This is a genomic window from Phytoactinopolyspora alkaliphila (genome assembly GCF_010550695.1).
Classification (GTDB): domain Bacteria; phylum Actinomycetota; class Actinomycetes; order Jiangellales; family Jiangellaceae; genus Phytoactinopolyspora; species Phytoactinopolyspora alkaliphila.
This window is the reverse complement of the sequence record NZ_JAAGOB010000015.1, coordinates 107,151-132,300: the sequence shown is the minus strand read 5'-3', so window position 1 is coordinate 132,300 and position 25,150 is coordinate 107,151. Positions and strand designations below refer to the sequence as shown.

Below are 25,150 nucleotides of genomic sequence, written 5' to 3'. Positions count from 1 at the left end.
AGACCTCCCACGCCATATCCATGGCGCCACGAACTCACGTCCACGAAGGAGCTTCCACGATGACCACCGACACCGAGACCAGGGGGCCGACGGCCGCCGCCGAGACGGCAGGGAAGGCCTCTGACGGCGCCACCACGGTGCGATACCCCAGCTACCAGCTGCCCTCCGTGCCGCCGTTCCACATCGACGTCCCGGAGGGGTATGTCGCACACCCGGCGCCCCGGGCGCTCGCTGTGGTCAGGCCGGCCAGCACGGCCGAGGATGCGCGGTTCATCCCGAACGTGACGGTGACCGCCGACCTCGTTCCCGCCGGTGCCGATCCCAAGGCGCTGCTGGAGGCGATGGTGGCGGCGCAGGCGAGTGAGGTGGCCGCGGGCGCGGCGGCGGAGTCCGACACGCCCGGCTCGGCCAGCCAGCGGCTGTGCCGGACGGTGGACGGGGTCGACGTCATCCAGGTGGCCACCGTGTGGGTGCTGCCGGTCCGCTACGCCGGTGATGTCGCCCACGCCCTGACCGTCGTGTCCAGCTGGGCAGACGGCGCAGGCGCGCAGGTGGGGCACACCCTGCGCGCCATCCACGAGTCGTTCCGCGTCGAGTCCGGCCAGACTGCCGGCGCGTGACGTTTCGTTCCGGGCCACGGGGGCCCGGAACGAAAGAGCAGTTGCATCCACGCAGGTTCAGTACCAGGAAAGGGAGTAACACCATGGCGCTTCTCGGAATGAATGTCGAGCAGGCTGACCAGCTCGCAGCGGTGATGGACGTCGACGCGCAGAGCATCACCGAGATCACCCAGCGGCTGACTCAGCAGCTGGCCAGCACCGAATGGATGGGCACGGACCGGAACACGTTCGAGGCGCAGTGGACCGGTGAGTTCGTTCCTGCCCTCGGCCGTGTCGTCGAGGCGCTCAACGCCAACGCGAACATCATCCGGGCACAGGCGGAGGACCAGCGCCGCGCGTCGAGCTGACGGTTGCACCCCGGTGATCATCGGCGATCGGCGGTGTGATCACACGGCCGATCGTCGATGATCACGGGCGAAGGAAGACAGAAAGGCGGAAAAGTATGTGGCGGCTGTCGGTGCTGCCCAGCGCGGAAAGCGGCGTACACCCGGTCGACGTCGTGGTGGCGGCGCAGCCGGGCGCGCGGGTCGCCGATCTGGCACAGGCCCTCGGGGCTCATCTCGGCGGCTCGTCGTCGGGAACGATCCTGGCTCCGCACACCGACGGCATCCCCTGGCCCGCGGCACAGCCGCTCGGGGAGTCGGGATTGCGCAACGGCGACGTCGTGGCGGTCGCCACGGTGCCGCACAGCTGGCTGACCAAGCCGGCGCAGCGCCGGCCGCCGCGGGCGGTGGTGCGAGTGCTGGCCGGACCGGACGCCGGGACGTCCGTGGAGATCCACGGTGAGTCCCTGACCATCGGCCGGTCGCGAGGCTGCACCGTGGCCCTGTCCGACCCGCTCGTCAGCCGCCTGCACACCCGCATCATGCTCACCGGCGGTCCGGTGGTGATGGACGAGGGCTCGGCACACGGCACTACAGCCGGCGGCCACGCGGTCACCCGGCCGCTGAGCATCGGCTGGGGCGAGACCGTGGAGATCGGCGACACGCGGCTCGTGCTCGAGCAGGGCCGGGGAACCGACCACGGCCGTGAGGTAGCGGTACTGCGCCCGCCGCGATTCGGCGCGGAACTCACCGAGGACGAGCTCGAGGTCGCCACCCCGCCCACCAAGCCACGCAAGCAGGGCTTTCCGTGGGCGATGATGCTGATGCCGCTGATGATGGGCGGCGCGATGTTCATGTTCACCCAGCGCGCCTACTCACTGGTCTTCGCGTTCGGCTTCCCGCTGATGATGCTTCTCAACCACTACATGCAGCGCCGTCAGCAGGCCAAGGAGCACGCCGAGGAGCTCGCCGCGTGGCGGCGGGAACTGCAGGACGTGCTCGACCAGCTCGACGAGAAGGCCGCCATCCAGCGTCGCCACGCCGACGACGACGAACCCGACCCCGACCTGGTCCGCTCCCGCATCGCCGCACGTGATCGCAGCCTGTGGAACCGCCGGCAGGACGACGACGACTTCCTGGCCGTCCGGGTCGGACGCGGGCCGGTGCCGGCGATGGTGACCGGGCGCCGTCCGCGCGGCGCCACCGGCCAGGGAGCGGACCGCGACGCGCACGAGGAGATGCGAGCCGAGCTCTCCAGCCGCGCTGTGCTCCCGCACATGCCGGTAGTGGTGCCGCTGGCCGAGCACGGCCTTGTCGCGGTCGCGGGCCCGGACGACGACGTCGACGCGTGCGTGCGGGCTGTCATCATGCGCCTGGCGGCGACGCACTCGCCGGCCGACGTATCCCTTGCGGCCGTTCTCGGCCCCGGCCGAGCGCACGTCGAGGCCTGGCTGCGCTGGCTGCCGCACACCGCGCGCCGGACCGGCGGGGTGGCCCCGGTGGCGGTCGGCGCGGGCGACGGCCAGAGCCTGCTCGACCTACTCTGCGCGGACCAGGGCGGGCACGGGCACACCGTCTGCCTGCTCGACGAGGGAGCCGGGGTACCGCGGCGGGCGATCGAAGCAGTGGCGCAAGTGGCGCTCGAGCACCGCCTCCACCTGATCTGGCTAGGCGCGGACCCCGACCAGGTGCCGTCAGCCACCGGCGTCCTGGTCGATCTCAGCCTGTCGGCTGAGGGGGAACCTTCCTCGCCCAGCGGACTCGCTCGTTCCTCGCTCGCCGATGCCCGCCACACCATGGAAGGTTCCCCCTCAGCCTCCACGGGTGCCCCGGGCGCCGATGCCCGCCACACCATGGAGGGCTCCCCGTCACCGGCCCTCACCGGTTCGGCACTCGCGGATTCCCGCCACTCCATGGAGGGCTTCCCGCCACCGTCCGCTTCGGGTGACGTCGGCGGGCTGGGCGGTCGTGGGTTGGTCGGGTCGAGCCAGACCGGTGAAGGAGGTCAGCTGGGGGTGGTCGCGCGGCGGGATCGGGGTGGGCTCGCACCGCTGACCACGGTCGATGCCGTCGACCTGGCTCCGGCGTGGAACTCGGCGCGGTTGATGACCTCCTATCGCGACGATGCCGCGGTCACCTTGGCCGACACCGCGCTGCCGGACATGGTGCGGCTGCCCGATCTCGGTTCGGATCTCAGCGACGCCGACGACACCGATGCTGTCCTGCACCGCTGGGCGTCCAGCCGCGGGCTGCGGGCACAGCTCGGCGCCGGTGCCGACGGCGTCGTCACCATCGACCTGCGCGAGGACGGCCCGCACGGCCTCGTCGCCGGAACCACCGGCGCCGGCAAGAGTGAGCTGCTGCAGACTCTGATCTGCTCGCTCGCGCTGAACAACCCGCCGGCACGGATCAGCTTCCTGCTGGTCGACTACAAGGGCGGTGCCGCCTTCCGGGAGTGCGCCGACCTGCCGCACACCGTCGGATACATCACCGATCTCACGCCGGCACTGGTGCAGCGCGCTCTGACCTCGATGCACGCCGAGCTGACCACCCGCGAGCATCTGCTGGCCGAGTACGGTGCCAAGGATCTCGTCGCGCTCGAGCGAGACCACCCGGACGCGGCGCCGCCGAGCATGCTGATCGTCGTGGACGAGTTCGCGGCGCTCCTGTCCGAGGTGCCCGATTTCGTCGACGGCATGGTCAACATCGCGCAACGGGGTCGCTCCCTCGGCATGCACATGCTGCTCGCCACCCAGCGCCCGGCCGGTGTCGTGACACCGCAGATCAAGGCAAATACGGACCTGCGGATCGCCTTGCGGGTGGCATCACCGGACGACTCCAGCGACGTCATCGACGCGCCCGACGCGGCACAGCTGTCCCGCCGGACCCCCGGCCGAGCGTGGCTGCGGCGGACCGGCCACGGCACCCGCGAGCTCGTCCAGGCCGCCTGGGTCGGAGCGCGCGAGCCGCGGCGGGAGGGCGCCTCCATCGTGGACGTGACGCCGTTCACCGCCGTGCAGCTGACCGATGCCGAGTCGGCGGGCGGCGAGCAGGAGGACCGGCTGCATCCGCGGACCGACCTCGAGCGGCTGGTGAGCACGGCGGCCACCGCGTTCGCACGCTCCGGAACACCCGCGCCCCGCAAGCCGTGGCTGCCGCCTCTGCCGGACGAGCTCGCGCTCGACGTTCCTGCACCGGCCACCATCCCCGACGGCCAGGTGCTGATCGGTCTCGTGGACCGGCCCGCACAGCAGGAGCAGGCACCGCTGTTCGCCGACTTCGCCAAGGCCGGCCACTTGCTGGTGTACGGCGCTTCCGGCGCAGGCAAGACCGAGCTGCTGCGGACGATCGCCGCCTCGGCCACGGCCGCCGCCGGTGAGCACCCGGCCCTGATCTACGGGATCGACTGCGGTGGGGGATCGCTCGGCGTCCTGGAGGTGCTGCCCTCGGTCGGCTCGATCGTGGTGGAGCAGGCGATGGAGCGAATCCAGCGGATGATCCGGATGCTGCACAAGACGGTCGAGGACCGAAACGCCGCGCTCGCCGCGTACGGTGCGGCGGATATCGGAGCCCTCTCGGCGCGCGGGGTCGGCATGTCTCGCGTCTACCTGCTCGTCGACAACCTGCCGTCGCTGGTCGAGACGCTGGAGAACGGTGCGGCCCTGAAACGCAGTCACCTGGAGAAGCTCACCGCCGTGCTGCAGGAGGGCCGGCGGTGCGGCGTGCACGTGGCGGCGACCTCGCCTCGCCGTTCCGGGGTGCCCAGCGCGATGCAGGCGGGCTTCGGCCAGCGCATCGTGCTCCGGATGACCGCTGAGGAGGATTACCAGATGCTCGGTGCGCCGAGCAAGGTGCTGGACGCAGACACGGCGCCCGGCCGTGGCCTCCTCGGTAAGCACGAGGTGCAGATCGCGACCGTGGGCGGGGCCGGGGGAGCGGAACAGCTCGACCGGCTGCGTGCGCTGGCGGAGCCCGTCGCAGCCCGGTATCAGGACCGCCCGGCTATCCAGGTGCCGGCGATGCCGACCTTGGTGCCGACCTCGATCCTGCCGCCACCGGAGCGGGATGCGCTGTGTGTCGCGGTGGAGGCGGAGTTCGCCGGCGCCGTGACCATGGCGCTCACCGACGCGCCGCTGCTCGTCACGGGGCGTGCCCGCAGCGGCCGCACCAGTTTCCTGGCCGGTGTCGCGCAGCTCGCTCAGCGCTCCAGCCGCCCGCCGCTGGAGACCGTGCTGATGGGGCCCAAAGCCGCCCTCGTCCCGTCGGCGTCGTTCGACCTGGTCCTGGACGACCTGCCGAAGGCGGCGGCCTGGGCCTCGTCGGTGCAGCCCACGGCCGACCCGCTGGACTGGCGGCTGGTGCTGATCGACGATGCGCACGAGTGGGAGCGCACGTGGGACGCGGGCGGGGAGGCCAAGACGGCACTGGAGACCTTGGCCACCATGGCCCAGCACGCAACGGCCACGCGTACGGCACTGGTGGTGGCGACGGACCCGGACGAGGCGCGAAGCAAGGGACATATCGCCAGCGTGGTGCCGATGGTGCGACGGTTCCGGCGGGCGATCCTGCTGGCACCGGAGATGTCCGACGGCACCCTGGTGTCGGTGACCGTACCGATGACCACATTGGAGCCGATGTCCGGGCAAGGGCGGGGATTGCTCTGTTCGCCGGGCTCGACCCAGATTGTCCAGGTAATATCTGCGACGGCTGAGGCGCCGGGGGCAGTGGTGGGAACGGAAGCGGGCGTCGCATGACAGAACGACAAGGGAGCATCGTGCGTCAGGGGTGGACGGCGTTGCGCAGCCGGGTGTCGCTGCGCCGCGCATGGGAACGCGGATCGGTGGAGCTGGGCGTCGCCGGGGTGGCGGCCGCGCTCGTGGTGGGTGCCGCCGTCGGCAACGGCGTCGCCCGGACGGCGGTCGACATGTTCGACGGCCTGACCTGGCTCGCGGACGACTCGACCGGACAGGTGGTACAGGTCAACCCGGTGACCGGTCGTGCCGAACTGCGACTCGACGTCGCCGGCGACGGGTCGCAGCTGGGCATCGCGCAGCGCGACGGATGGCTGATCATCGACGACGCCGCCACCGGCGACGTGGTGTCCATCGATCTGGCGACCCTGATTCAGAGCGGCAAGCGCTCAGGGCCTGCCGACGGGCAGACCAAGGTGCTGGTGGCCGCCGGTCAGGCGTTCATCGCCGACCTGGAGAAAGGCTCGGTCAGCGCCGTTGATCCGCTGACGCTCAAAGACCTCGGAGAACGCTACCGCGGCTCAGGGCCGTTCGCCGACGTCGTGGTCGACGAGGCCGGCTACGTGTGGGTACTCGACAAGGACGCGGAGCTGGTCCGGCTGCGGTACTCGCCGACGGCGCAGCGGTTCGTCCTGGAGTCCTCGCGTCCGGTGGCGCACGCCGGCTCCCAGTCCCGACTGGTGCCGCACGACGAAGGTGTCACGGTGTTCGCGCCCGAGGGCCCGGTCGTCGGCCAGTTCGGCACCGAGCGTGAGTTCGCCCTCCCGCTGTTCGACGTCTCCGGTGGCGTCCTCGCGGCGCCCGGCGCGCCGGTCGAGATGTCGCCGGGATCGTTCACCGACTCCTCGACCGTGGCGATGGTCTCCGGCGACGACGTCCTGGAGGTGAACGTCTCCGCGATGGGGTGCGCCGATCCGGGCGCGCCGGTGGTGTTCTCCGGCAAGGTGTATGTGCCGTGCCTGAACGCCGGCAAGGTGGTGGTCCTCGGCGCAGACGGCATGCGCGCCGGGGAAGACATCTTCACTCCCGACGGGGGCGACCCGGATCTCGCGGTGGACGACGGCCGTCTGCTCGTCTCCACGGCCGGCGGCGAGGAACTCGTCGTCGTGGAGCCCGACGGCTCCACCCGGGTGATCGACATTGGCGGTGAGGGGGTCGAGGTGTTCGATCCGGAAGCCCCGCCCAAGGACGTCACGATTCCGGACGTGCCGCCGTCCCTGCGTCCCCCCGCGAACAACGGCTCCGGTGGACCTCCACCCGGCAACCCTGGGCAGGACAACCCCGGGCGCGACAACCGTGACAACCGCGAGGAACGTGACCGTTCCAACGGCAACGGGGGCGATCGTGACCGCGACGGTGATCAGAACGGCGGCCCCGAACGCCCCGGTGGTCCAGGCAATCCCGGCGGCCCGGGCGATGGTGACGGAGATCGAGACCGTGACCGGGATCGTGGCAACGACGACACCGGCAACGACATCGGCACCGACGACGGTGGATCGGACACCGGTTCCGACGACGGCACCGACTCGGGCGACGAGCCGGGGAACGACGACGGCGCCGACGGCGGCACGGACGACGGCACGGACGAGCCGGAGACGGACGCCCCGCAGCCGGCCAGCAACGTACGGATCGGCGAGACCGCCGGCGCCTACGTGGTGACGTGGGATCATCCCGAGCGACGCCCCGAGTCCTACCGGGTGGAGCCGGAGCTGTGGGGAGCCGGATCGAACGAAACCGTGTCCGGCGACACCACCAGTGTGGTGGTGACCGACCTGCGGCCGGGAACCAGCATCCGGTACCGGGTGATATCGGTCGGGGCCGATGGTCAGCGCACGTCCTCCGCCTGGAGTGCGCCCTTCGACGTGCCGGGTGTGCCGCCGGACCCGGTCGCGCCGCTGGACGTGACGGCGCTGAGCACCACTCCGGGCGGGGTGGATCTGAGCTGGCGGCACGGCGACCTCGACATCCTGCCGGACGAGTACCGGGTGACGCAGATCAGCGGCGGCTCGATCACCCCGGTGGTGTTGAACGGAAGCCGCCAGTCGACCGAGATCACCGGGCTCACCGAGGGCGCCTCCGTGGCGTTCCGGGTCGAGGCTGTCCTCAACGGCGAGACAGCCGGCTCAGACTCGTCGCTAGTCACGGTGATGGAGACGCCACCGGATCCCCCGGAGGCGCCCACCGGAGTTCAAGCCCAGCAGGTCGGCACCCAAGAGCTGGTGCGGGTCACGTGGAACGCTCCGTCGGTCCAGCAGGAATCGCTGATGGTTCGCCGCGTGGGCACCGGCTCGGGCACCAGCGTGAACCCGGCCGCCACCAGCGTCGAGCTGTCGCAGACCTTCGGCACCACGGCCCGCTACGAGGTCGTGGCCACCCGCAACGGGGTGGAGGCGGTGTCGGACCCGAGCGCGCAGGTCACCGTCAGCCCGCCGGCTCCTGACCGGCCGTCGACGCCGCGGAACGTGTCGGGATCGTTCCGGGACCGGCCGGATGCGAACACGGTCCGGGTGGATGTGTCGTGGCAGGCGCCGTTGAGCAACGGTGGCGCGGCGATCGACAGGTACCGGATCTCCGGCGGCGGCTCGAACGAGACGGCGACGGGGACGAGCGCGACGTTGACGATCAGCTGTGGTGGGCAGGCGCTGTGCACCAGCGGCGGCACGGTGAACCTGAGCGTGGTCGCGGTGAACACCGCGGGCGACAGCCCGGCAGAGACCGGAAGCGCCGAGGTGCCGGCGCCGCCACCACCGGATCCTGACCCGCCGTCTGCACCACAGAGCGTGTCGGTTTCGAATGTTCAGCGGCCGGATCCGAACACGGTTCGGATGACGGTGTCGTGGCAGCCGCCGCCGAGCGATGGCGGTGCGGCGATCAGCGGGTACAGCATCTCCGGCAGTGGTGGAGGAGCGTCGGGCACCGCTTCTGCGGGTGGCGGTGCGACGAGCACGACGTTGGATATCAACTGTTCGGGGGCGGCTCTCTGTTCCAATTCGGGGACGGTGACGGTGAGCGTGACGGCTACCAACGCGGCCGCGACCGGCCCGGCTGGGACGGCCAACGCCAGCGTGCCGGCACCGCCGCCGCCACCCCCGGCCAACGGCGACAGCGTGATCAGTTCTGGGTACGGGCAGACCACCCGGAGCCAGGACGATCAGTCCGGGACGACGTCGTACTCCGTCACCTTGTCGCCCCCGTCGAGCTGGGCGGCACATGGCGGAACCTGTGAGCTTCGCTGGTCCGGCACGCTCAGCGGCACTCAGGCGATCGACTGTGGTGCTGCCAGGAGTTACTACCTGGGTTCGGTCTCGTATCCCACTGCGGGCGACGTCACGGTGTTCGTCCGAGCGCTTTCCTCGGGTACAACGGTCGCCGACTCCGCCGCTGTGACTCTTTCGGCGGGCGAGCCGCCCGACTGTTACTGGCCGGGGCCCTATCCGGCGGATCCAGCCAACACTTGGTGCCCGATCCCGCCGCCGCACAACCTTCGCAACACGAGCGTCGAGTCCGCAGAACCGCAGGCCGGTGGTGGGCTCGCCTCGATGCAGTCCCTGATCGGCCTCGGCGGCCTCGGGCTGGCGGGTGCCCTCCGCGCGGTCCGGTTGCGCGGACGCACGGGCACCCATGAGAACACCGGCACCGGCGACGGGACCGGCACAGACACCGATATGACGATGGAGAACCAACGATGACCGTGACCGGCGTAGAGGCCCTCAGCGAGGCGGAGGTCGCCTCGTTCCGCATGCTGCACGGGAGGGTCGTCGACACCGTCGAGACGGCACTGCGGGGCAAGCGGGCCGTCGTGGAACTGGTGGCAGTGGCGATGTTCGCGGGTGGTCACGTGCTGCTCGAGGACGTGCCGGGCACCGGGAAGACTACGCTGGCCCGTTCGCTGGCGGCCGCGGTGGGCGGCTCGTCGCGGCGGGTGCAGTTCACGCCCGACCTGCTGCCGTCGGACGTCACCGGCACCTCGATCTACGACCCGCAGAGCGGTGAGATCCGGTTCCGGGCTGGACCCGTCTTCAGCAACGTGGTGCTCGCCGACGAGATCAACCGCGCCGCGGCCAAGACGCAGTCGGCCCTGCTCGAAGTCATGGAGGAGCACACGGTCACCGTGGACGGCGTCGGGCACACCGTCCCCGACCCGTTCATCGTCATCGCCACCCAGAACCCGATCGACCTGGACGGCACGTACCGGCTGCCCGAGGCACAGCTGGACCGGTTCCTGCTGCGTACCACCATCGGCTACCCCGACGGCGAGCACGAGGTCGACGTCCTGCGCCCGGGCAGCGGCGCGGGAGCCGTCTCCGCCGTGGCCACGGTCACCAGCCCGGAGGAGGTGGCCGCGCAGACCCGGGCGCTGTACCGCCTGCACGTGGCGGAGCCGATCCTGCGCTATGTCCGCGCCGTCGGCGCGGCTACCCGCGACGATCACCGCCTCCGCCTCGGCGCCAGCACCCGCAGCCTGCGCGGACTGGTCCGCTGCGTCCAGGCCTACGCCGCCGCTCAGGGCCGCCATTACGTGGTCCCGAACGACGTCCAGCGGCTGGTCACCCCCGTCCTGGCGCACCGGCTGATGCTGACCCGGGAGGCGATGCTGGCCGGCGAGACCCGGGAGGGCGTGCTCGACGACGTCCTCGCCCGGGTCGAGGTGCCACGGCCCACGTCGGCCTGACGACGATGACCATCACTCCACGCGGCTGGGCGGTGCTCGGCACCGCGGCCGTGCTGCTGGCCGGTGGGCTCTGGGCGCAGTATCCGGGCGTCGCCGGCTTCGGCGCCGCGTTGCTGGCCATGGTGGTCGCGTCGGCGGCCGGCGTGCTCCTTCCGGCGCCGCTTGAGGTCAGCCGAATCGTGCCGTCAGCTCGGGTGACCCGGCTCTGCGAATCGCACGGCACGCTCACCGTCACCAACCGCTCGCCCTGGCTCCCGGTCCGGGTGGAGGGTGAGGATCTCGTGGGCGGGGTGCCGGTTCAGGTGCGGATTCCGGCGCTGGCGGCCGGTGCGTCGCGCCAGGCCGGCTTCACCGTCCCCACGGCCCGGCGCGGCACGGTGGAACTCGGTCCGCTGACGCTGGCCCGGCGCGGCCTGGCTCGCCTCGCGGTCGCTCGCAGCGCGCACGGCGAACGCAGTGTCGTCACCGTGGTGCCCCGCGTCCTGCCGGTGCTCGGCCTGCCTTCCGGTGTCCAGCGCAGTCACGTCGGTGCCGACGAGCGGGTCGAGCACGGAGGGACCGACCTGGTGGGACTGCACGAATACGTACCCGGTGACGACCTGCGCCGCCTGCACTGGGCCACCAGCGCCAAGACCGGGACCCTGATGATCCGGGACGACGCCGACCCGTCCCTTCCGCATCTCACCGTATTGCTGGACGATCGGGCGTCGAGTTACGCCGGCGACGGCTTCGAGGAGGCGGCGGACATCGCGGCCTCGCTCATCAACGAAGCGGCGACGTCGAGCAACCCCGCCCGGCTGGTGACGGTCAGCGGGGCACTGGACGTGGACTTGCCTGCCGGCCCGGAGAGCGCCGGAGACTACGCGAGCGCCGGCCTGCTCGCCGCGCCCGTGCTGGATGCCCTCGCGGGGATCGATCCGGTGGACGGCGACGAGATGTCCGCCGCGGCGGCCGCCCTGCACGGTTCCGACATCGTCGCCGTCGTCTCCGGCGAACGGGCGCCCACAGCCTCTCTCCTGGTGGATGCCGGCAGATCGAGTCTCGGTGTCCTGGCCCTGGTGGATGCCCACGCGAACCGGCTCAGCGACGTGGTCGGCGGCGTGGTGGTGCTGCGCGGGCCACGCGCCGAGGACGTGCTCAACGGCTGGGACCTGGCGGTGGTCCGATGAGATACGCCTGGGCGGCCCTGGTGCTCCTGGCCGCGAGCCTGCCGCTCGCCCGCGCCTACGACGGCTGGGTGATCCTTCCCGCCCTGCTGGTCGCGGTCCTTCTCCCGCTGGCCCTGGTGGCGGCAGGCCGCTGGCTGAAGCTGCCGGCCTGGCTGGTGGCGACGGCGGTCAGCGGCCTGTGCACCGCGGCCGCACTCGGTGTGCTGCGCACCGCGGAACAAGGACTGCCGCTCATCGACATGCCCGCGTGGCGGGACTCACCGGGTCTGTCGGTCCTCGGCCCGCTCATCGACTCGGTGCCGCGGCTGCTCACCGGCCCCCGGCCCGCTCCGGGAGACGCCGAGATGCTGACGCCGGTCATGTTGCTGGTGGCGCTGATCTCGCTCACCGTGTACCTGCTGGCCGGCCGCTGTCCGGGGCCCGGCGTCTCACCGGTGATGGGCGCCGCTGTGCTCTATGTGTGCGCGGCGCTGCTCACCGCGGGTGAGGCGGACCGGCACGGGGTGGCGGCGCTGGTCGTCGTCGTTCTCAGCGGGGCGGGCTGGGTACTGCTGGACAGGCCGGAGAATCAGTCCCGGTCCGATCGCGCCGCCACCCGCCGCACGCCCGGCAGACGTGCCGCCATGCTCTCCGGTGTCGCCGGCCTCGCGGTCGTGGGCTCGGTCACCCTGGTGGCGGCTGCGCTGCCCAGCTCGGAGCCGTTCGAGCCCCGCGAGCTCGTGACGCCGCCGGTGGTCAGCATCGAGGCGACCAACCCGCTGCCGATGCTCAGCCTGTGGGGCGAGGAGAGCGACCTGGAGCTGTTCCGGGTCCGCGGCACCGCACCGGACCGGCTGGCGCTGGTCGTCCTCCCGGAGTACGACGGTGCGGGATGGAGCGCGGACGCCCAGTTCCAGCCCATGGGGGCGGTGCGCGCTCCCGATCTGCCGCCGGGGCGGCACCGAGGGGCATACGACGTCGTCGTGGACGTCGTCGACCTTCCCGGACTCTGGCTTCCCGCGGCCGGAACGCCGACCGGAAGCTCACTCGCCGACGTGTACGTCGACGTCGACACCGGCTCGCTCGTCCGGCCCGCGGGCACGCCCGCTGGACTCCAGTACGCGATCCGCGGGGAGGTGGACCAGGGCAGCGCCGGCCTCCTTCGCAGCGCGGGCGTCCCCGCGGACGCACCAGAGCGGTACCTCGCTGTGCCGGGCCTGCCGCGCGAGTTCGCCACCTACGCGGCCGAGGCCACGGTCAACGCTCGCTCACGATTCGAGCAGGCGCAGGCGCTCGAGACACTGGTCCGCACAGACCGGTCCCTGGATCCGCTGGCTCCGGTGGGCTCGTCGTACGCCCGGTTGCGGGAGTTCCTCTTCGGCGACGACGCCCCTGGTGCGCAAAGCGGCACCAGTGAGCAGTTCGCGACGGCATTCATCGTGATGGCTCGTTCCCTCGGCATCCCGAGCCGGCTCGTCGTCGGATTCGACGTTCCCCGCGCGGGCGACGGCGATGCCGCCACGGTGTACGGGAAGCATGCCAACGCGTGGCCGGAGGTCTACCTGTCCGGGGCCGGATGGGTGGCCTTCGACCCCACGCCCTCGGACCGGGAGGTCGGGGACGGGGACCGGACCACTCTGGTGGGCGAGGACGAGCTGGTCGACGAGGACGACCCGGGCGAGGACGACGAGGCGAGCGAGCCTGTGGCCGAGCCGCCAGGCGGTGACGAGGTGCCCGACGAGTCGCGCTCCGGCCTGGCCTGGCCCGCCGCGATCACCGTGGTGATCGGCGTGCTGCTCACGGCGGTGGTGGTGCTGTTCGTCCTGCGGGTCCAGCGCCGGCTCCGGCACCGCCGTGCGGGAGCGGTGGGCGCGTGGGACGAGGCGCTGGACGCGATGTGGCTGGCCGGGGTGCGGGCTCCGGTCAGCAGGGCCGCACCGGATCTCGCCGGCGACCTCGCCAGGCTCGGTGGCGGCGACGGCGCTGCCGGGCTGGCGGCCGTCGCGGAACGTGAGGCGTTCGGCCCGCCCGTCACGACGGCCGGGTCAGGACGGGGCAGCGTACGAGGCGGCCCGGATGTACAGGGCGGCGGGAGCCGCAGCCCGGCGGGCGACCGGCTCCCGCACTGGAAGGTGGCGACCGCGCTGGCCCGCGGCGTTCGGCGCGGATCCGCATGGCCGCGACGGCTGTTGTGGTGGATCGATCCGCGCGTGTTGCGCAGATGAGCGGAGGTGTGTCTGACATGGAAGGTCACAGACGCCCGGGAGGTCAGGACACGGCACCGGACCGGCCGGTGGCGCCCGATGTCGATCTCGGACACGACGTGGTCCGCCCGGTGGTCGCCGCGGCCCTGGGGCTGCTGCCGTTCGTCCTCTTCGCCGGCGCGAGCAGTACGACGACGGTCAACGGCGAGGTGGTCCAGGACAGCCGGTTCAACATGCTCGGTTTGGTCCTGGCGATCGCGGGGCTTGTGATGGCCTGGCGCGCCCTCGTCGCGAGAGGCGGTCAGCGTCGTCTGCGCTCCGCCCTGGCCTCGGTGGCCGGTGTGATCTGCCTGGTGCAACTCCCGCACTCCGCAGGACTGATCGATCTCGGTGACGTGTGGCCGTTCGGCGACGGTGACGATGCTGGCGACGCGGCGTTCGGCATCACGTACGAGGGACTCAATGCCGAGACCGAGCAGATGGCGCTCAACTTCGCGGAGAACCTGAGCCGGGACGAGCTCCACGCCGACATCGTCAACCGCTACTCGAGCATGTTGATCGACGTCGTTTGGCATCAGATCTACGCCGACACATGCCACGACGGCGAGTACCAGGTCGATGTCACCGTCCTGCGCGACGTCCCGGAGTTCCTGACCTCCGGGGACATCGATCGGATCGACGACGCCGTTGAACGGAACAAGCCGGTGGTCGCCTTCGAGTGTGACCCTCAGCGTTCGGACTACAACATGGTGGAGCGCGCCGAGAAGGTGCTCCAGCAACGCGAGATCCTGGACATCGAGATCGACGGCTACCTGGCGCGTTTCGGCGACGGCGGATCGTGAGGACCCGGCGCCGGGTGGTGCGGTGGCTGCGTCGGCTGCGGCCCGGGGCGCTGGGCGGTGCCGCGCTGGCCGGTGTCCTGGCGGTCGCCGGGTGCGTCACGGATCACGAGCGCAACGTCCGATCCACGCAGGACCTCGCCGACGAGGAGTTCCCGGGCGAGCTCACCGTGGTGGCGACCAGGACGCTCGTGCCCGCGCGGATCGGCACCGAGGTGACGTTCGCGGTCGTTGTCGATCAGCATCGCCGACCCGTCGCGCATGTCCCGGCTACCGGAAGCCGACGCCGGCCTGCCGACGGTGAGCAGGCTGGCACACACCGCCCGGCTGGCCGCACTGGAACGAGCGACGGCCTACACCGTCTTCGCCACGTTCCCGGGCGGTGATCCACTACCGGCGGCGTCGTCGCTGCGGCCGGTGTTCTCCCACGCCGAGCGCCAGGATCTCGACCGGCTGACGGTGGAGGCGGTCAGCGGCTGGCTGGAACGGGAAAACTCTGGGCTGCGCGCCGGCCGGCACCTGGTCACCCTCGCGCACCTCGAACCGGGGACGGTGCACCGGTTGCGTACCTACGTGACCGCCTGCCCGGCGGGGGTGAGCCGATGTGCGGGCGGGAGCGAGACGGCGATCGTGGGCGTCACGGTAAGCCTCGCGGATGCGACCGTGGAGGAGTTCCTGGTGATCGACAATGCCCGGACCGGTACCGGGACGTGGCGGGTGCCGGTCGAGCTGGACCGGTTCGGATAGATCCGGGGCACGGCGGGAGCCAGTGCTCTGCGTGACTCCTGCCCGCCGTCGGTGTGAGGCCGGACGTTGACCTCTCGCAAGTGTGAACATGACTGTCCCGGGGTAGCTGGAAGTGCACCAAGATCCCCTGGAGGGCCCATGGACAGCGACGTCGAGCCCGTACTCTCGACCGGCCCACTTCTGCTGATCGCGGCCGCCGCGGTCGCCGTGCTGCTGTTCCTGATCATGAAGGTGCGGCTGCACGCCTTCCTCGCCCTGATCGTGGTCAGCCTGCTCACCGCGCTCGCGACCCGGATACCGCTGTCGGAGGTCGTGCCCACGGTGGTGGACGGGCTCGGCGGCACGCTCGGGAACGTGGCGCTCCTGGTGGCACTGGGAGCGATCCTGGGTCGGTTGCTGGAGATCAGCGGCGGCGCACAGGTGCTCGCCGACGCCCTCGTGGGGCGCACCCGGGACAACCGCGCCGCCCTGGCATTGGGTGTCGCGGCACTGCTGTTCGGATTCCCGATCTTCTTCGACGCCGGGCTGGTCGTCTTCCTTCCGATCCTGTTCACCGTCGCGCGGCGGCTGGGGGGATCCCTGCTGACCTTCGGGCTGCCGGTGGCCGGTGCGTTCGCCATGATGCACGCGTTCGTCCCACCGCACCCGGGCCCGGTCGCCGCGGCCGGGCTGATCGACGCCAACGTCGGGCTGGTGCTCGTCTTCGGCTTGGCCATCGGCCTCCCGACGTGGTTCGTGGGCTCCTACCTCTTCGGTGTTCTCATGGGCCGGCGCATCCACGTTCCCGTGCCGCAGCTGCTGGCGCGATCCGACGAGCTGGAGCGCGAGACAGCTGAACGGACGCCGCCGCGATTCCGCTCCGTCCTGCTGATCCTCCTGCTGCCTCTCGTGCTGATCTTCGGTGAGACCGGACTCAGCACGCTGGAGGAACAGGGCACGGTGGACGGCGACAACCCCGTCGTGCAGGCAGTACGGATGGTCGGCCAGACGCCGGTGGCGCTGCTCATCGCGGTGCTGGTCGCCATCGTCGTATGCGGGCTGGCTCAGCGCCGATCCCGCGAGGAGGTCGAGCAGATCACCGACGGCGCGTTCGGACCCGTCGCGTCGATCATCCTGATCACCGGAGCCGGTGGGATGTTCGGTGCGGTGCTGAGGGCCAGCGGCATCGGCGATGCGCTCGCCGACACGCTGGAGGAGACCGGGATGCCGGTGATCCTCGCCGCGTTCGTGGTCGCGGTCGCGCTGCGGGTCAGCCAGGGGTCGGCCACCGTCGCTCTGATCACGGCAGCCAGCCTGATCTCACCGGTCGTGGAGACGGGCGATTTCAGCGAGGCATACAAGGCTCTGACGGTGATCGCGATCGCGGCCGGCGCGACGGTGCTCAGTCACGTCAACGACTCGGGCTTCTGGCTCGTCGGCCGGTTCTTCGACATGGACGTGAAGACCACGCTGAAGACCTGGACGGTCATGGTGACCCTGATCGGCGGCATCGGCTTCCTGCTCGCCTTCGCCGTGAGCGCGTTCGTCTGACATGGAACTGGGACACGTTGTCCCGGCTGCCGCGGAGTGGGCTCAGCGGGTGACGCACTCCGGTTTCGACGCGCCGAAGCGATCTCTCTCATTGGCCAGGATGCCGACGACGCTCACACACACCTGGGCCTGGCCGGGGTCGATGCCCTCGACGGTGAGCTGGGTCTGATCCTGGCTCACCTGCCGCAGCGCGTTCGGCTGGGCCTCGTCGGTGACGTCGACGACGACGAAGAACGCGTTACCGCCGGTGGGGTCGGTCCAGCTGACCCGGATGCTGGTGCCCTGATCGATCAGCTGGACGTCCTGCGGCGCGATCGCCGGATCGCTGAGGTCGGGGTCCAAGGCGTCGTCCTCGACCGGGGCGGACGTCGATGTCGGGACGGCTTCCGCGACCAGGGTGGGCGGCGGCGAAGCCGCCGGGTCGGGCTCGTCGCCGGAGCCGAGAACGGCGATCAGTGCGCCACCGAGTGTGCCGAGCAGAAGGGCTCCGGCCAGGAACCCGACCATCGTGAGCCAGCGGCGGGAGCCGTGCCGCGGCTCGCCGGGGGTGCCGGGTTCGGTGGGCACCGCCGGCTCGGCATGGGCGGGCTCGCTCGGCCGCAGGCCGGTGGCGTCGAGGTCGGCGTCGAACGCCGAGCCGGCGCGAGCGGTCCGGCTCAGCGCCTGAGCACCGGCACCCGGATCGGAGAGGTGGGCGAGCGCCGACGGCGCGACCGGTCCGGGCGTGGTCGGCTGCGGGGGAGGCAGGGACGGCACGGCGTGCACGGCGGCCCACGGATCGGAACTCGCCGGTGTGGAGGACGAGGGGGCGGCCGGGGGGTCCGCGTCACCACCGGGTTCTTCGTCGCCGGAGGGATGTGGGTCAGCCGAAGACCGACCATCGCCGGCAGGGTGGACCGGGGTGCCGGGGCTGTCCGGTGCCCAGCCCCGGTGCTCGGAGCGCACGCCACCGAGCGCCGCCCGGAGCGTCGCCGCGTCGGCGAAGCGGTCTTCCCGCTGGGCGCTCAGGCATCGCTCGACGATCCGGACCAGCTCCGGGGCCACGTCCGGGCGATTCAGCGGCCGCGACTCGGCGGTTCGGACGCGTCGCAGATACGCCAGCGCGGTGTCGTCGTCCGGATCGTCGGCGGCGAAAGGCGGACGGCCGTCGAGCAGGGTGAACAAGGTGGATCCCAGCGACCACACGTCGTCCGCGGCGGTGGGCGGCTCCCCGTCCAGGACCTGCGGCGAGGCATGCCGGTAGCTGAACCGCTCCAGGGAGGCGGTGTGCCCGGCGTCGGCCATCCGGGCGATCCCGAAGTCGGCCAGCACATACGACGTGGGCAGCACCAGGATGTTCTGCGGCTTGATGTCGCGGTGCAGGACGCCGTGCGCGTGGGCGAAGTCGAGGGCGTCGGCCACCACCGTGCCCGCCGTGACCACCTCGTCGCCGGGCAGAGGACCGTGGGCGGCGAGCCGGTCGTGCAGGGAGCCGAGGTCGAAGAAGTCCATGACGATGCAGGCGTGCCCGGCCGAGCTGGTGCCGGTGTCGAGCACGGTGATGATGTGCGGGTGCTGGCGGCCGAGCCGGACGGTGATGTCGAGCTCACGCTCGAACCGCGCCCGGTTGGCGGGATCCTCGATGGCCACCGCCTTGATCGCGACGTCGCGGTCCAGTCCGTCCTGGCGGGCGCGGTACACGATGCTGTCGCCGCCCCGGGCCACCTCGGTGAAGCCGTGGTAGCCGGCCAACCGGAACGTCTCGGGTGGTCCGCCACCCGGCGTCCCTGCGGCGGTAGTTCCCGGCTGCGGTGCCCAGGCGTCGCTGGATGTCCCCCCGCCTGCGCGTTGCGCCCCGGACATGGTGATTCCCCTCTGTTCATCCGTCGGCTCATAGTGCCACGTTCAGCTCCGGGGCGATCATCGTCGCCACAGAACGGACGCCCCTCGGTCTCGCGGCCACATGTGCGACGCCCGCCATCTGGACGGCAAGTCCGGATGGCGAGACGATCCGTCGCTGGCCTTGACGGAAGTCGACGGCTTGAGTCTAAGGTGACACCGTGCGTTTCGGCATTCTCGTACTTCACTAGCGCGTCGGCGGAGATCCGCCCACGCGCTACCCCTCGTGAGCCTTCGGGCCGAGGGGTTTTTTGTTGCTAGGAGAGTTTCGGACCACACGACGTACACCAGCCGAGCAAGACACGCAGACCGAGCAGAAGAGGCCGGACGATGGTGCAGGGACACAGCGACGAATCGACGACGATGACCGGTGCGGAGAGCCTGATCCGCTCGCTCGAAGAGGCCGGCGTCGACACCGTATTCGGCATTCCCGGTGGTGCCATCCTTCCTGCCTACGACCCGATGTTCGATTCCGAGAAGATCAGGCACATCCTGGTCCGTCACGAGCAGGGGGCCGGGCACGCCGCTGAAGGGTATGCGCTGGCCACCGGCCGCGTGGGAGTCTGCATGGCGACGTCGGGCCCCGGCGCCACGAATCTGGTGACACCGATCGCCGACGCCCACATGGACTCCATCCCGATGGTGGCCGTGACCGGTCAGGTCGCCAGCGCCGCCATCGGCACCGACGCCTTCCAGGAGGCCGACATCCGCGGCATCACCATGCCGATCACCAAGCACAACTACCTGGTCACCGACCCGGCGGAGATTCCCCGAACCATCGCCGAGGCGTTCCACATCGCCTCCACCGGCCGGCCCGGTCCGGTGCTCGTCGACGTCGCCAAGGATGCGATGCAGGCGCAGACGGAGTTCGTCTGGCCCACCTCGCTCGACTTGCCGGGGTACCACCCCACAACCAAGCCGCACGCGAAGCAGATCAGGGAAGCCGCCCGGCTCGTCGTCGGCGCGCGGCGCCCGGTCCTCTACGTGGGCGGCGGCGTCCTGCGGGCCCGCGCGTGGACGGAGCTGCGGCAGCTGGCCGAGCTCGCCGGCCTGCCCGTCGTCACCACGCTGACGGCCAGGGGCGCATTCCCGGACAGTCACCCTCTGCATCTCGGTATGCCGGGCATGCACGGCACCGTCTCCGCCGTCACCGCACTGCAGAAGTCCGACCTCATCGTCGCGCTCGGCGCCCGGTTCGACGACCGGGTCACCGGCAAGCTCTCGTCGTTCGCGCCCGGAGCCACGATCGTCCACGCGGACATCGACCCGGCCGAGATCTCCAAGAACCGGACGGCGGACGTCCCGATTGTCGGTGACTGCAAGGAGGTCATCGCAGAGCTGACCGCTGCCGTCCAGGCCGAGCACGCCGCCGGGCGGCACGGCGACTACGCCGGATGGTGGAGCCAGCTGAACCAGTGGCGCGAGCGCTACCCGCTCGGCTACACCACCTCCGACGGCGGCGAGCTCGCGCCGCAGTACGTCATCGAGCGGATCGGCAAGATCGCCGGACCGGACGCGTTGTACGTCGCGGGCGTCGGGCAGCACCAGATGTGGGCCTCGCAGTTCGTCTCCTACGAGAAGCCCGGCACGTGGCTCAACTCCGGCGGACTCGGCACCATGGGATTCGCCGTGCCCGCCGCGATGGGGGCACAGGTCGGCAAGCCGGACTCCACAGTGTGGGCCATCGACGGCGACGGCTGCTTCCAGATGACCAACCAGGAACTGGCCACCTGCGCCATCGAGGGCATCCCGATCAAGGTGGCGGTCATCAACAACGCCAGCCTCGGCATGGTCCGGCAGTGGCAGACGCTGTTCTACAACCAGCGGTACTCCAACACCGACCTGCACAGCCAGCGAATCCCCGACTTCGCCAAGCTGGCCGAGGCCTACGGGTGCGTGGGTCTGCGCTGCGACAAGGCCGACGACGTCGACGCCACCATCGAGAAGGCGATGGCCGTGGACGACCAGCCCGTCGTCGTCGACTTCGGCGTCCATCGCGACGCGATGGTGTGGCCGATGGTGGCGGCCGGCACCAGCAACGACGAGATCCAGATCGCCAAGGGCATGGCACCGGACTGGGACCGCAGCGATGAGTGAGGCGTGGGGCGGCCTGTTGGGTGGCGGCAGCCCGGCTGGTGCTCCGCGGGCGTCGCGCCCGGCTTGGGTGGGTGATGGTCGCAGACTTCCTCTGCCGACTGTCGACGGACGTGGCGATGAAGCATGCCACATCCGTCGCCTTGAGGTCGGCTGCCGGAAGCCTGCGACCATCACCCTCGCCGTGCGGGACCCTCGCCGGGTGGAACGCCATCCGGCCCGCACTGCGGCAGCCCCACCCGATTCAGTCCGTCGTCGTGCGATCCACAGTGAAACAGTGAGGACAAGAGGATGAGTAAACATACGTTGTCGGTGCTGGTGGAGAACAAGCCCGGCGTGCTGGCCCGGATCGCGGCCCTGTTCTCCCGGCGTGGGTTCAACATCGACTCCCTGGCGGTGGGACCCACCGAGTATCCGGCCGTCTCCCGGATGACCGTCGTCGTCGACGTGGAGGACTCGCCGCTGGAGCAGGTGACGAAGCAGCTCAACAAGCTGGTCAACGTCATCAAGATCGTGGAGCTCGAGCCCACGCAGTCGGTACAACGTGAACTGCTGTTGCTCAAGGTCCGGACCGACAACGACACCCGCCCGCACATTCTGCAGACCGTGGAACTGTTCCGGGCCAAAGTGATCGATGTGGCGGCCGATGCCGTGACGATCGAGGCGACCGGCTCGACCGACAAGCTGGAAGCATTCCTCCGGGTCCTGGAACCGTACGGGATCCGTGAGCTCGTACAATCCGGCGTGGTGGCTGTCGGCCGCGGCTCGCGCTCCATCACCGACCGCACGCTGCGACCGCTCGACCGTCTCGACCGAACTGCCTGACCGCGCACCTAAATGATCATGTTAACCATGCCTTTCCGTGCTTCACCAGGCCTGCAGGCATGGTAAAGCACGAGAAAACCTGGTTTACATGATCATTTGGAAATTGGAACACCAGAGTGAAGGAGAAGCCCAAAGTGGCTGACATGTTTTACGACAACGACGCCGACCTGTCCGTGATCCAAGGGCGCGTCGTCGCCGTCATCGGCTACGGAAGCCAGGGTCACGCCCACGCGCTCAGCTTGCGCGACTCCGGCGTTGACGTCCGGGTTGGGCTGAAGGAAGGCTCGAAGAGCCGTGCCAAGGCCGAGGACGAGGGCCTTCGTGTTGTGACGCCGGCCGAGGCGGCCGCCGAGGCCGACCTGATCATGATCCTCGCCCCGGACCACGTCCAGCGGCACATCTACACCGAGGACATCGAGCCGAACCTGCAGGACGGCGACGCGCTCTTCTTCGGCCACGGCTTCAACATCCGCTTCGGCTACATCAAGCCCCCGGCCGGTGTCGACGTCGCGATGGTCGCTCCGAAGGGCCCCGGCCACCTGGTACGACGAGAGTACGTCGACGGCCGTGGCGTGCCGGTGCTCGTGGCGGTGGAGCAGGACGCCACGGGCGGCGCCTGGCCGCTGGCGCTCGCCTACGCCAAGGGCATCGGCGGCCTGCGTGCCGGCGGCATCAAGACGACGTTCACTGAGGAGACCGAGACCGACCTGTTCGGTGAGCAGACGGTTCTCTGCGGTGGCGTCTCACGGCTGATCCAGAGCGGTTTCGAGGTCATGACCGAGGCGGGCTACCAGCCGGAGGTCGCCTACTTCGAGGTGCTGCATGAGCTCAAGCTGATCGTCGACCTCATGTACGAGGGTGGCATCGCCAAGCAGCGCTGGTCGGTCTCCGACACCGCGGAGTACGGTGACTACACCACCGGTCCGAAGGTGATCGACGAGTCGGTCAAGCAGCGCATGCGTGATGCCCTGACCGCGATCCAGGACGGCTCGTGGGCAGCCGGATTCATCGCCGACCAGGACGCCGGCGCACCGGAGTTCAAGCGGCTGCGGGCCGAGGGCGAGTCGCACCCGATCGAGACCACCGGCCGTGAGCTGCGCAAGCTCATGAGCTGGGTGAAGTCCGAGGACGACTACATCGAGGGCACCGCGGCTCGCTGACGCGGGTTCCGGCGCCGGCCACGGGGTACGCTCGAGACTCATGGTGAGCGTGCTGCGCAGGCCGGTGCCGGCTCTGGCGTCGTTCGTCGACGCCGTCTGGTACATCGACGAGCCCACGCTGGTTGGGCTCGAGCGTGCGATACCCACCGGCACCATGCAGCTCGTCGTCAATCTGCGCCGGGACGGCCTTCGGTGGCTCGACGCTGAAGGCTTCACCGAGGCGCACACTGTCACCGGCAGCGGTCTGTGCGGATCGATCGCCCGCCCTATCGGGATCGACGCCGCCGACCAGGCATGGTGCGTCGGAGCCAGCTTCCGGCCGGGTGGAGCGGTGCCCTTCTTCCACCCGCCGGCGGATGCCTTGTGCGAGCCGGTGATCGGTCTGGATTCGCTGTGGGGGCGTGCCGGTGCGGTGCTGCGTGAGCGACTGCTCGAGCAGCCGTCGCCGGAAACCACGCTGCGGACCCTGGAACGGGCACTGCTCGAGCGGGTCATCCGCGCGGACACAAGACACGCGTTGTCGTCCGGCCGGCCGGATCCCATGATCGAGCACGCCACCGCCGCGCTGAGCTCTGGAGCGGCGGTTCGCCACGTTGCCGACCAGGCAGGCCTGACGCCCTCGACCTTCAACCGGCGGTTCCGTTCCGTCGTCGGCGTCAACCCGAAGCCGTTCGCGCGCGTTCAGCGGCTGCAGAGGCTCCTGCGCACCATCGACGGGGACCGGTCCGACTGGGCCGCCGCGGCCGCCGACGCCGGCTACTTCGACCAGTCGCACCTGATCAACGAGTTCCGGGCACTCACCGGTGTCACGCCGGCTCGGTATCGCCCGCGTTCGCCCGGGGAGCAGAACCACATCCCGATCGGCGGATAGAGTCCCCGTGGATAGCGGCGCACGGCTGCAAGAATTTCCAATCCCGGCCGGTGTTCGCTGCGCCATGCTGGACTCATGAGTATTTCGACAGTGGTACCGAAGCTCGTCGTGGCCGGCGCGGATCGGGCGATCGAGTTCTATCAGAACGCGCTCGGCGCCGAACTCACCGTCCGCTACGCCGCGCCCGACGGGTCCGTCGTCTTCTCCGAGCTGCGCATCGGCGAGGCGACGATCAACGTCAAGGACGAGGACGGCACCGACAAGGCGGCCACCTCGCTCGGTGGCTCGGCGGTCATCCTCACGCTCAACGTCGACGACGCCTCGGCGACCGCCGACGCCATGCTCGCTGCGGGCGCGACGACGATCTTCGAGGTGGGCGACATGCCCTACGGATACCGGCAGGGCCGCGTGCGTGACCCGTTCGGCTACCAGTGGATCATCTCCCAGCGCACCGAGGATCTGACGGCGGACCAAGTGCAGGAACGCCTTGACTCCTGGTCGGAGTGAAGCCGTTTCGGGAGTTCCCACGGGTGGGAACCCCCGGAACCCCACATCTCGGGACGGCGGCACGGTCTCCAGCTCTGGACCGATGACGCGTCTGGGAAGCCCGATGAGACGTCTGCGAGGATTGCCGCGTGGCGGACAAGCACCTGCGGGCGACGTTCGACGAAGACGCGGACCTGTACGACCGAGCCAGACCGGGCTACCCCACTGCCTTGTTCGACGCTCTCGGTTCGTTGGCGAAGATCGGACCCGGTGCGCGGGTTGTCGAGATCGGCCCAGGTACCGGCCAGGCCACGCAGCCACTCGCCGCGCGGGGGAGCCACGTCGTGGCGGTCGAGTTGGGAGCCCACCTGGCGCGCGTGCTCCAGCGCAAGGTCGCGGGAATGCCGGTCGACGTCGTCGTGTCCACCTTCGAGGACTGGCCGCCGCCGATCGAGCCCTTCGACACTTTCGCCGCCTTCACCGCCTGGCACTGGTTGGATCCGGCTGTCCGAGCCGCGAAGGCCGCTGCCATATTGCGCCCCGGGGGTGCGCTGGCCACGGTCACGACGTTTCATGTGCTAGGGGGTTCGGAGGCGTTCTTCAGCAAGGTGCAGGAATGCTATGAGCGCTGGGATCCGGCCACACCTCCTGATGTCCGGTTGCTTTCCGACGACGACATCCCGCCCGCGCTCGACGAGGTGGACCGCTCCGAGCTGTTCGAGCCCGCCATTCGCCGCCGCTACCGGCAGAACATCACGTACACCACCGCGACCTACCTGAACACCCTTGCGACGTACTCGGGGCACAGGGCACTGGATCCCGCGCGCCGCCAAGGCCTGTTCGAGTGCGTCGCCCGGCTGATCGACGACGAGTACGGCGGCGAGATCACCAAGGCTTATTTGTATGAGCTCCGGGTCGCCCACACGACGACGCGCCCGTAGAGGGGTCCGCATCAGCGTGGGAACCGGCGTTCTGGTGGCCTGGACATACTCGCCCGCTCGT

At 70.4% G+C, this 25,150-nt stretch carries 17 protein-coding genes and 1 pseudogene; 16 read left to right on the top strand and 2 right to left on the bottom strand.

Going from position 1 to position 25,150, the window contains the following annotated elements:
- Positions 1-59: 59 nt before the first annotated feature.
- From G1H11_RS22345 to G1H11_RS22310, 8 genes are all read left to right on the top strand, one after another.
- Positions 60-620, top strand: a complete 561-nt coding sequence (locus tag G1H11_RS22345) for a hypothetical protein (protein WP_163820820.1) — start codon at positions 60-62, stop codon at positions 618-620.
- A gap of 83 nt (positions 621-703) precedes the next feature.
- Positions 704-967: a WXG100 family type VII secretion target gene (locus G1H11_RS22340; RefSeq protein WP_163820819.1), complete on the top strand. Its 264-nt coding sequence runs from the start codon at positions 704-706 to the stop codon at positions 965-967.
- Positions 968-1,062: 95 nt separating this feature from the next.
- The gene (locus G1H11_RS22335; RefSeq protein WP_216844031.1) at positions 1,063-5,697 is read left to right on the top strand and encodes a type VII secretion EssC family protein; all 4,635 of its coding nucleotides are present in this window, start codon (positions 1,063-1,065) and stop codon (positions 5,695-5,697) included.
- Positions 5,694-9,383 (top strand): fibronectin type III domain-containing protein, encoded by a 3,690-nt coding sequence (locus tag G1H11_RS22330; protein ID WP_163820818.1) that lies wholly within the window; start codon positions 5,694-5,696, stop codon positions 9,381-9,383. The genes G1H11_RS22335 and G1H11_RS22330 overlap by 4 nt, the downstream gene beginning before the upstream one ends.
- Before the next feature lie 2 nt (positions 9,384-9,385).
- Positions 9,386-10,366, top strand: coding sequence for an AAA family ATPase (locus G1H11_RS22325; protein WP_425501272.1), 981 nt, complete (start codon positions 9,386-9,388; stop codon positions 10,364-10,366).
- 5 nt (positions 10,367-10,371) lie between these two features.
- Entirely contained in the window at positions 10,372-11,535 is a 1,164-nt protein-coding gene (locus G1H11_RS22320) for a DUF58 domain-containing protein (RefSeq protein ID WP_163820816.1), read from the top strand.
- Complete coding sequence (locus G1H11_RS22315; RefSeq protein WP_163820815.1) at positions 11,532-13,739, top strand: transglutaminase-like domain-containing protein; 2,208 nt, start codon at positions 11,532-11,534, stop codon at positions 13,737-13,739. The genes G1H11_RS22320 and G1H11_RS22315 overlap by 4 nt, the downstream gene beginning before the upstream one ends.
- 17 nt (positions 13,740-13,756) lie before the next feature.
- The gene (locus G1H11_RS22310; protein ID WP_163820814.1) at positions 13,757-14,560 is read left to right on the top strand and encodes a hypothetical protein; all 804 of its coding nucleotides are present in this window, start codon (positions 13,757-13,759) and stop codon (positions 14,558-14,560) included.
- Here the strand turns inward: G1H11_RS22310 and G1H11_RS22305 are convergent.
- Positions 14,527-14,820 carry a hypothetical protein gene (locus G1H11_RS22305; RefSeq protein WP_163820726.1) on the bottom strand — a complete coding sequence of 98 codons (294 nt, stop codon included), beginning with the start codon at positions 14,818-14,820 and terminating at the stop codon, positions 14,527-14,529. The genes G1H11_RS22310 and G1H11_RS22305 overlap by 34 nt on opposite strands.
- Here G1H11_RS22305 and G1H11_RS22300 point away from each other — a divergent pair.
- Both G1H11_RS22300 and G1H11_RS22295 read left to right on the top strand, forming a co-directional pair.
- The gene (locus tag G1H11_RS22300) at positions 14,819-15,304 is read left to right on the top strand and encodes a hypothetical protein (protein ID WP_163820813.1); all 486 of its coding nucleotides are present in this window, start codon (positions 14,819-14,821) and stop codon (positions 15,302-15,304) included. The two genes, G1H11_RS22305 and G1H11_RS22300, sit on opposite strands and share 2 nt — an antisense overlap.
- Positions 15,305-15,442: 138 nt before the next feature.
- Positions 15,443-16,834, top strand: coding sequence for a GntP family permease (locus tag G1H11_RS22295; protein WP_163820812.1), 1,392 nt, complete (start codon positions 15,443-15,445; stop codon positions 16,832-16,834).
- A gap of 42 nt (positions 16,835-16,876) precedes the next feature.
- On the opposite strand, the gene G1H11_RS22290 is transcribed toward G1H11_RS22295, so the two are convergent.
- Positions 16,877-18,676 (bottom strand): protein kinase domain-containing protein, encoded by a 1,800-nt coding sequence (locus G1H11_RS22290; RefSeq protein WP_163820811.1) that lies wholly within the window; start codon positions 18,674-18,676, stop codon positions 16,877-16,879.
- A gap of 324 nt (positions 18,677-19,000) precedes the next feature.
- Between G1H11_RS22290 and G1H11_RS22285 the strand changes: the two are divergent.
- The 6 genes and pseudogenes from G1H11_RS22285 to G1H11_RS22260 form a co-directional block, all read left to right on the top strand.
- Positions 19,001-20,809 (top strand): annotated as a pseudogene (locus tag G1H11_RS22285) (acetolactate synthase large subunit); the annotation flags it as partial.
- Positions 20,810-21,097: 288 nt separating this feature from the next.
- Positions 21,098-21,631 (top strand): acetolactate synthase small subunit, encoded by a 534-nt coding sequence (gene ilvN, locus G1H11_RS22280; RefSeq protein ID WP_163820809.1) that lies wholly within the window; start codon positions 21,098-21,100, stop codon positions 21,629-21,631.
- A 143-nt stretch (positions 21,632-21,774) separates the two neighbouring features.
- A complete protein-coding gene (ilvC, locus tag G1H11_RS22275; protein ID WP_163820843.1) occupies positions 21,775-22,791 on the top strand; it encodes a ketol-acid reductoisomerase in 1,017 nt (338 codons plus the stop codon).
- 40 nt (positions 22,792-22,831) lie between these two features.
- Complete coding sequence (locus G1H11_RS22270) at positions 22,832-23,662, top strand: helix-turn-helix domain-containing protein (RefSeq protein WP_163820808.1); 831 nt, start codon at positions 22,832-22,834, stop codon at positions 23,660-23,662.
- A gap of 75 nt (positions 23,663-23,737) precedes the next feature.
- A complete protein-coding gene (locus G1H11_RS22265; RefSeq protein ID WP_163820807.1) occupies positions 23,738-24,169 on the top strand; it encodes a VOC family protein in 432 nt (143 codons plus the stop codon).
- 128 nt (positions 24,170-24,297) lie between these two features.
- Positions 24,298-25,089, top strand: coding sequence for a methyltransferase domain-containing protein (locus G1H11_RS22260; RefSeq protein WP_163820806.1), 792 nt, complete (start codon positions 24,298-24,300; stop codon positions 25,087-25,089).
- Positions 25,090-25,150 lie beyond the last annotated feature (61 nt).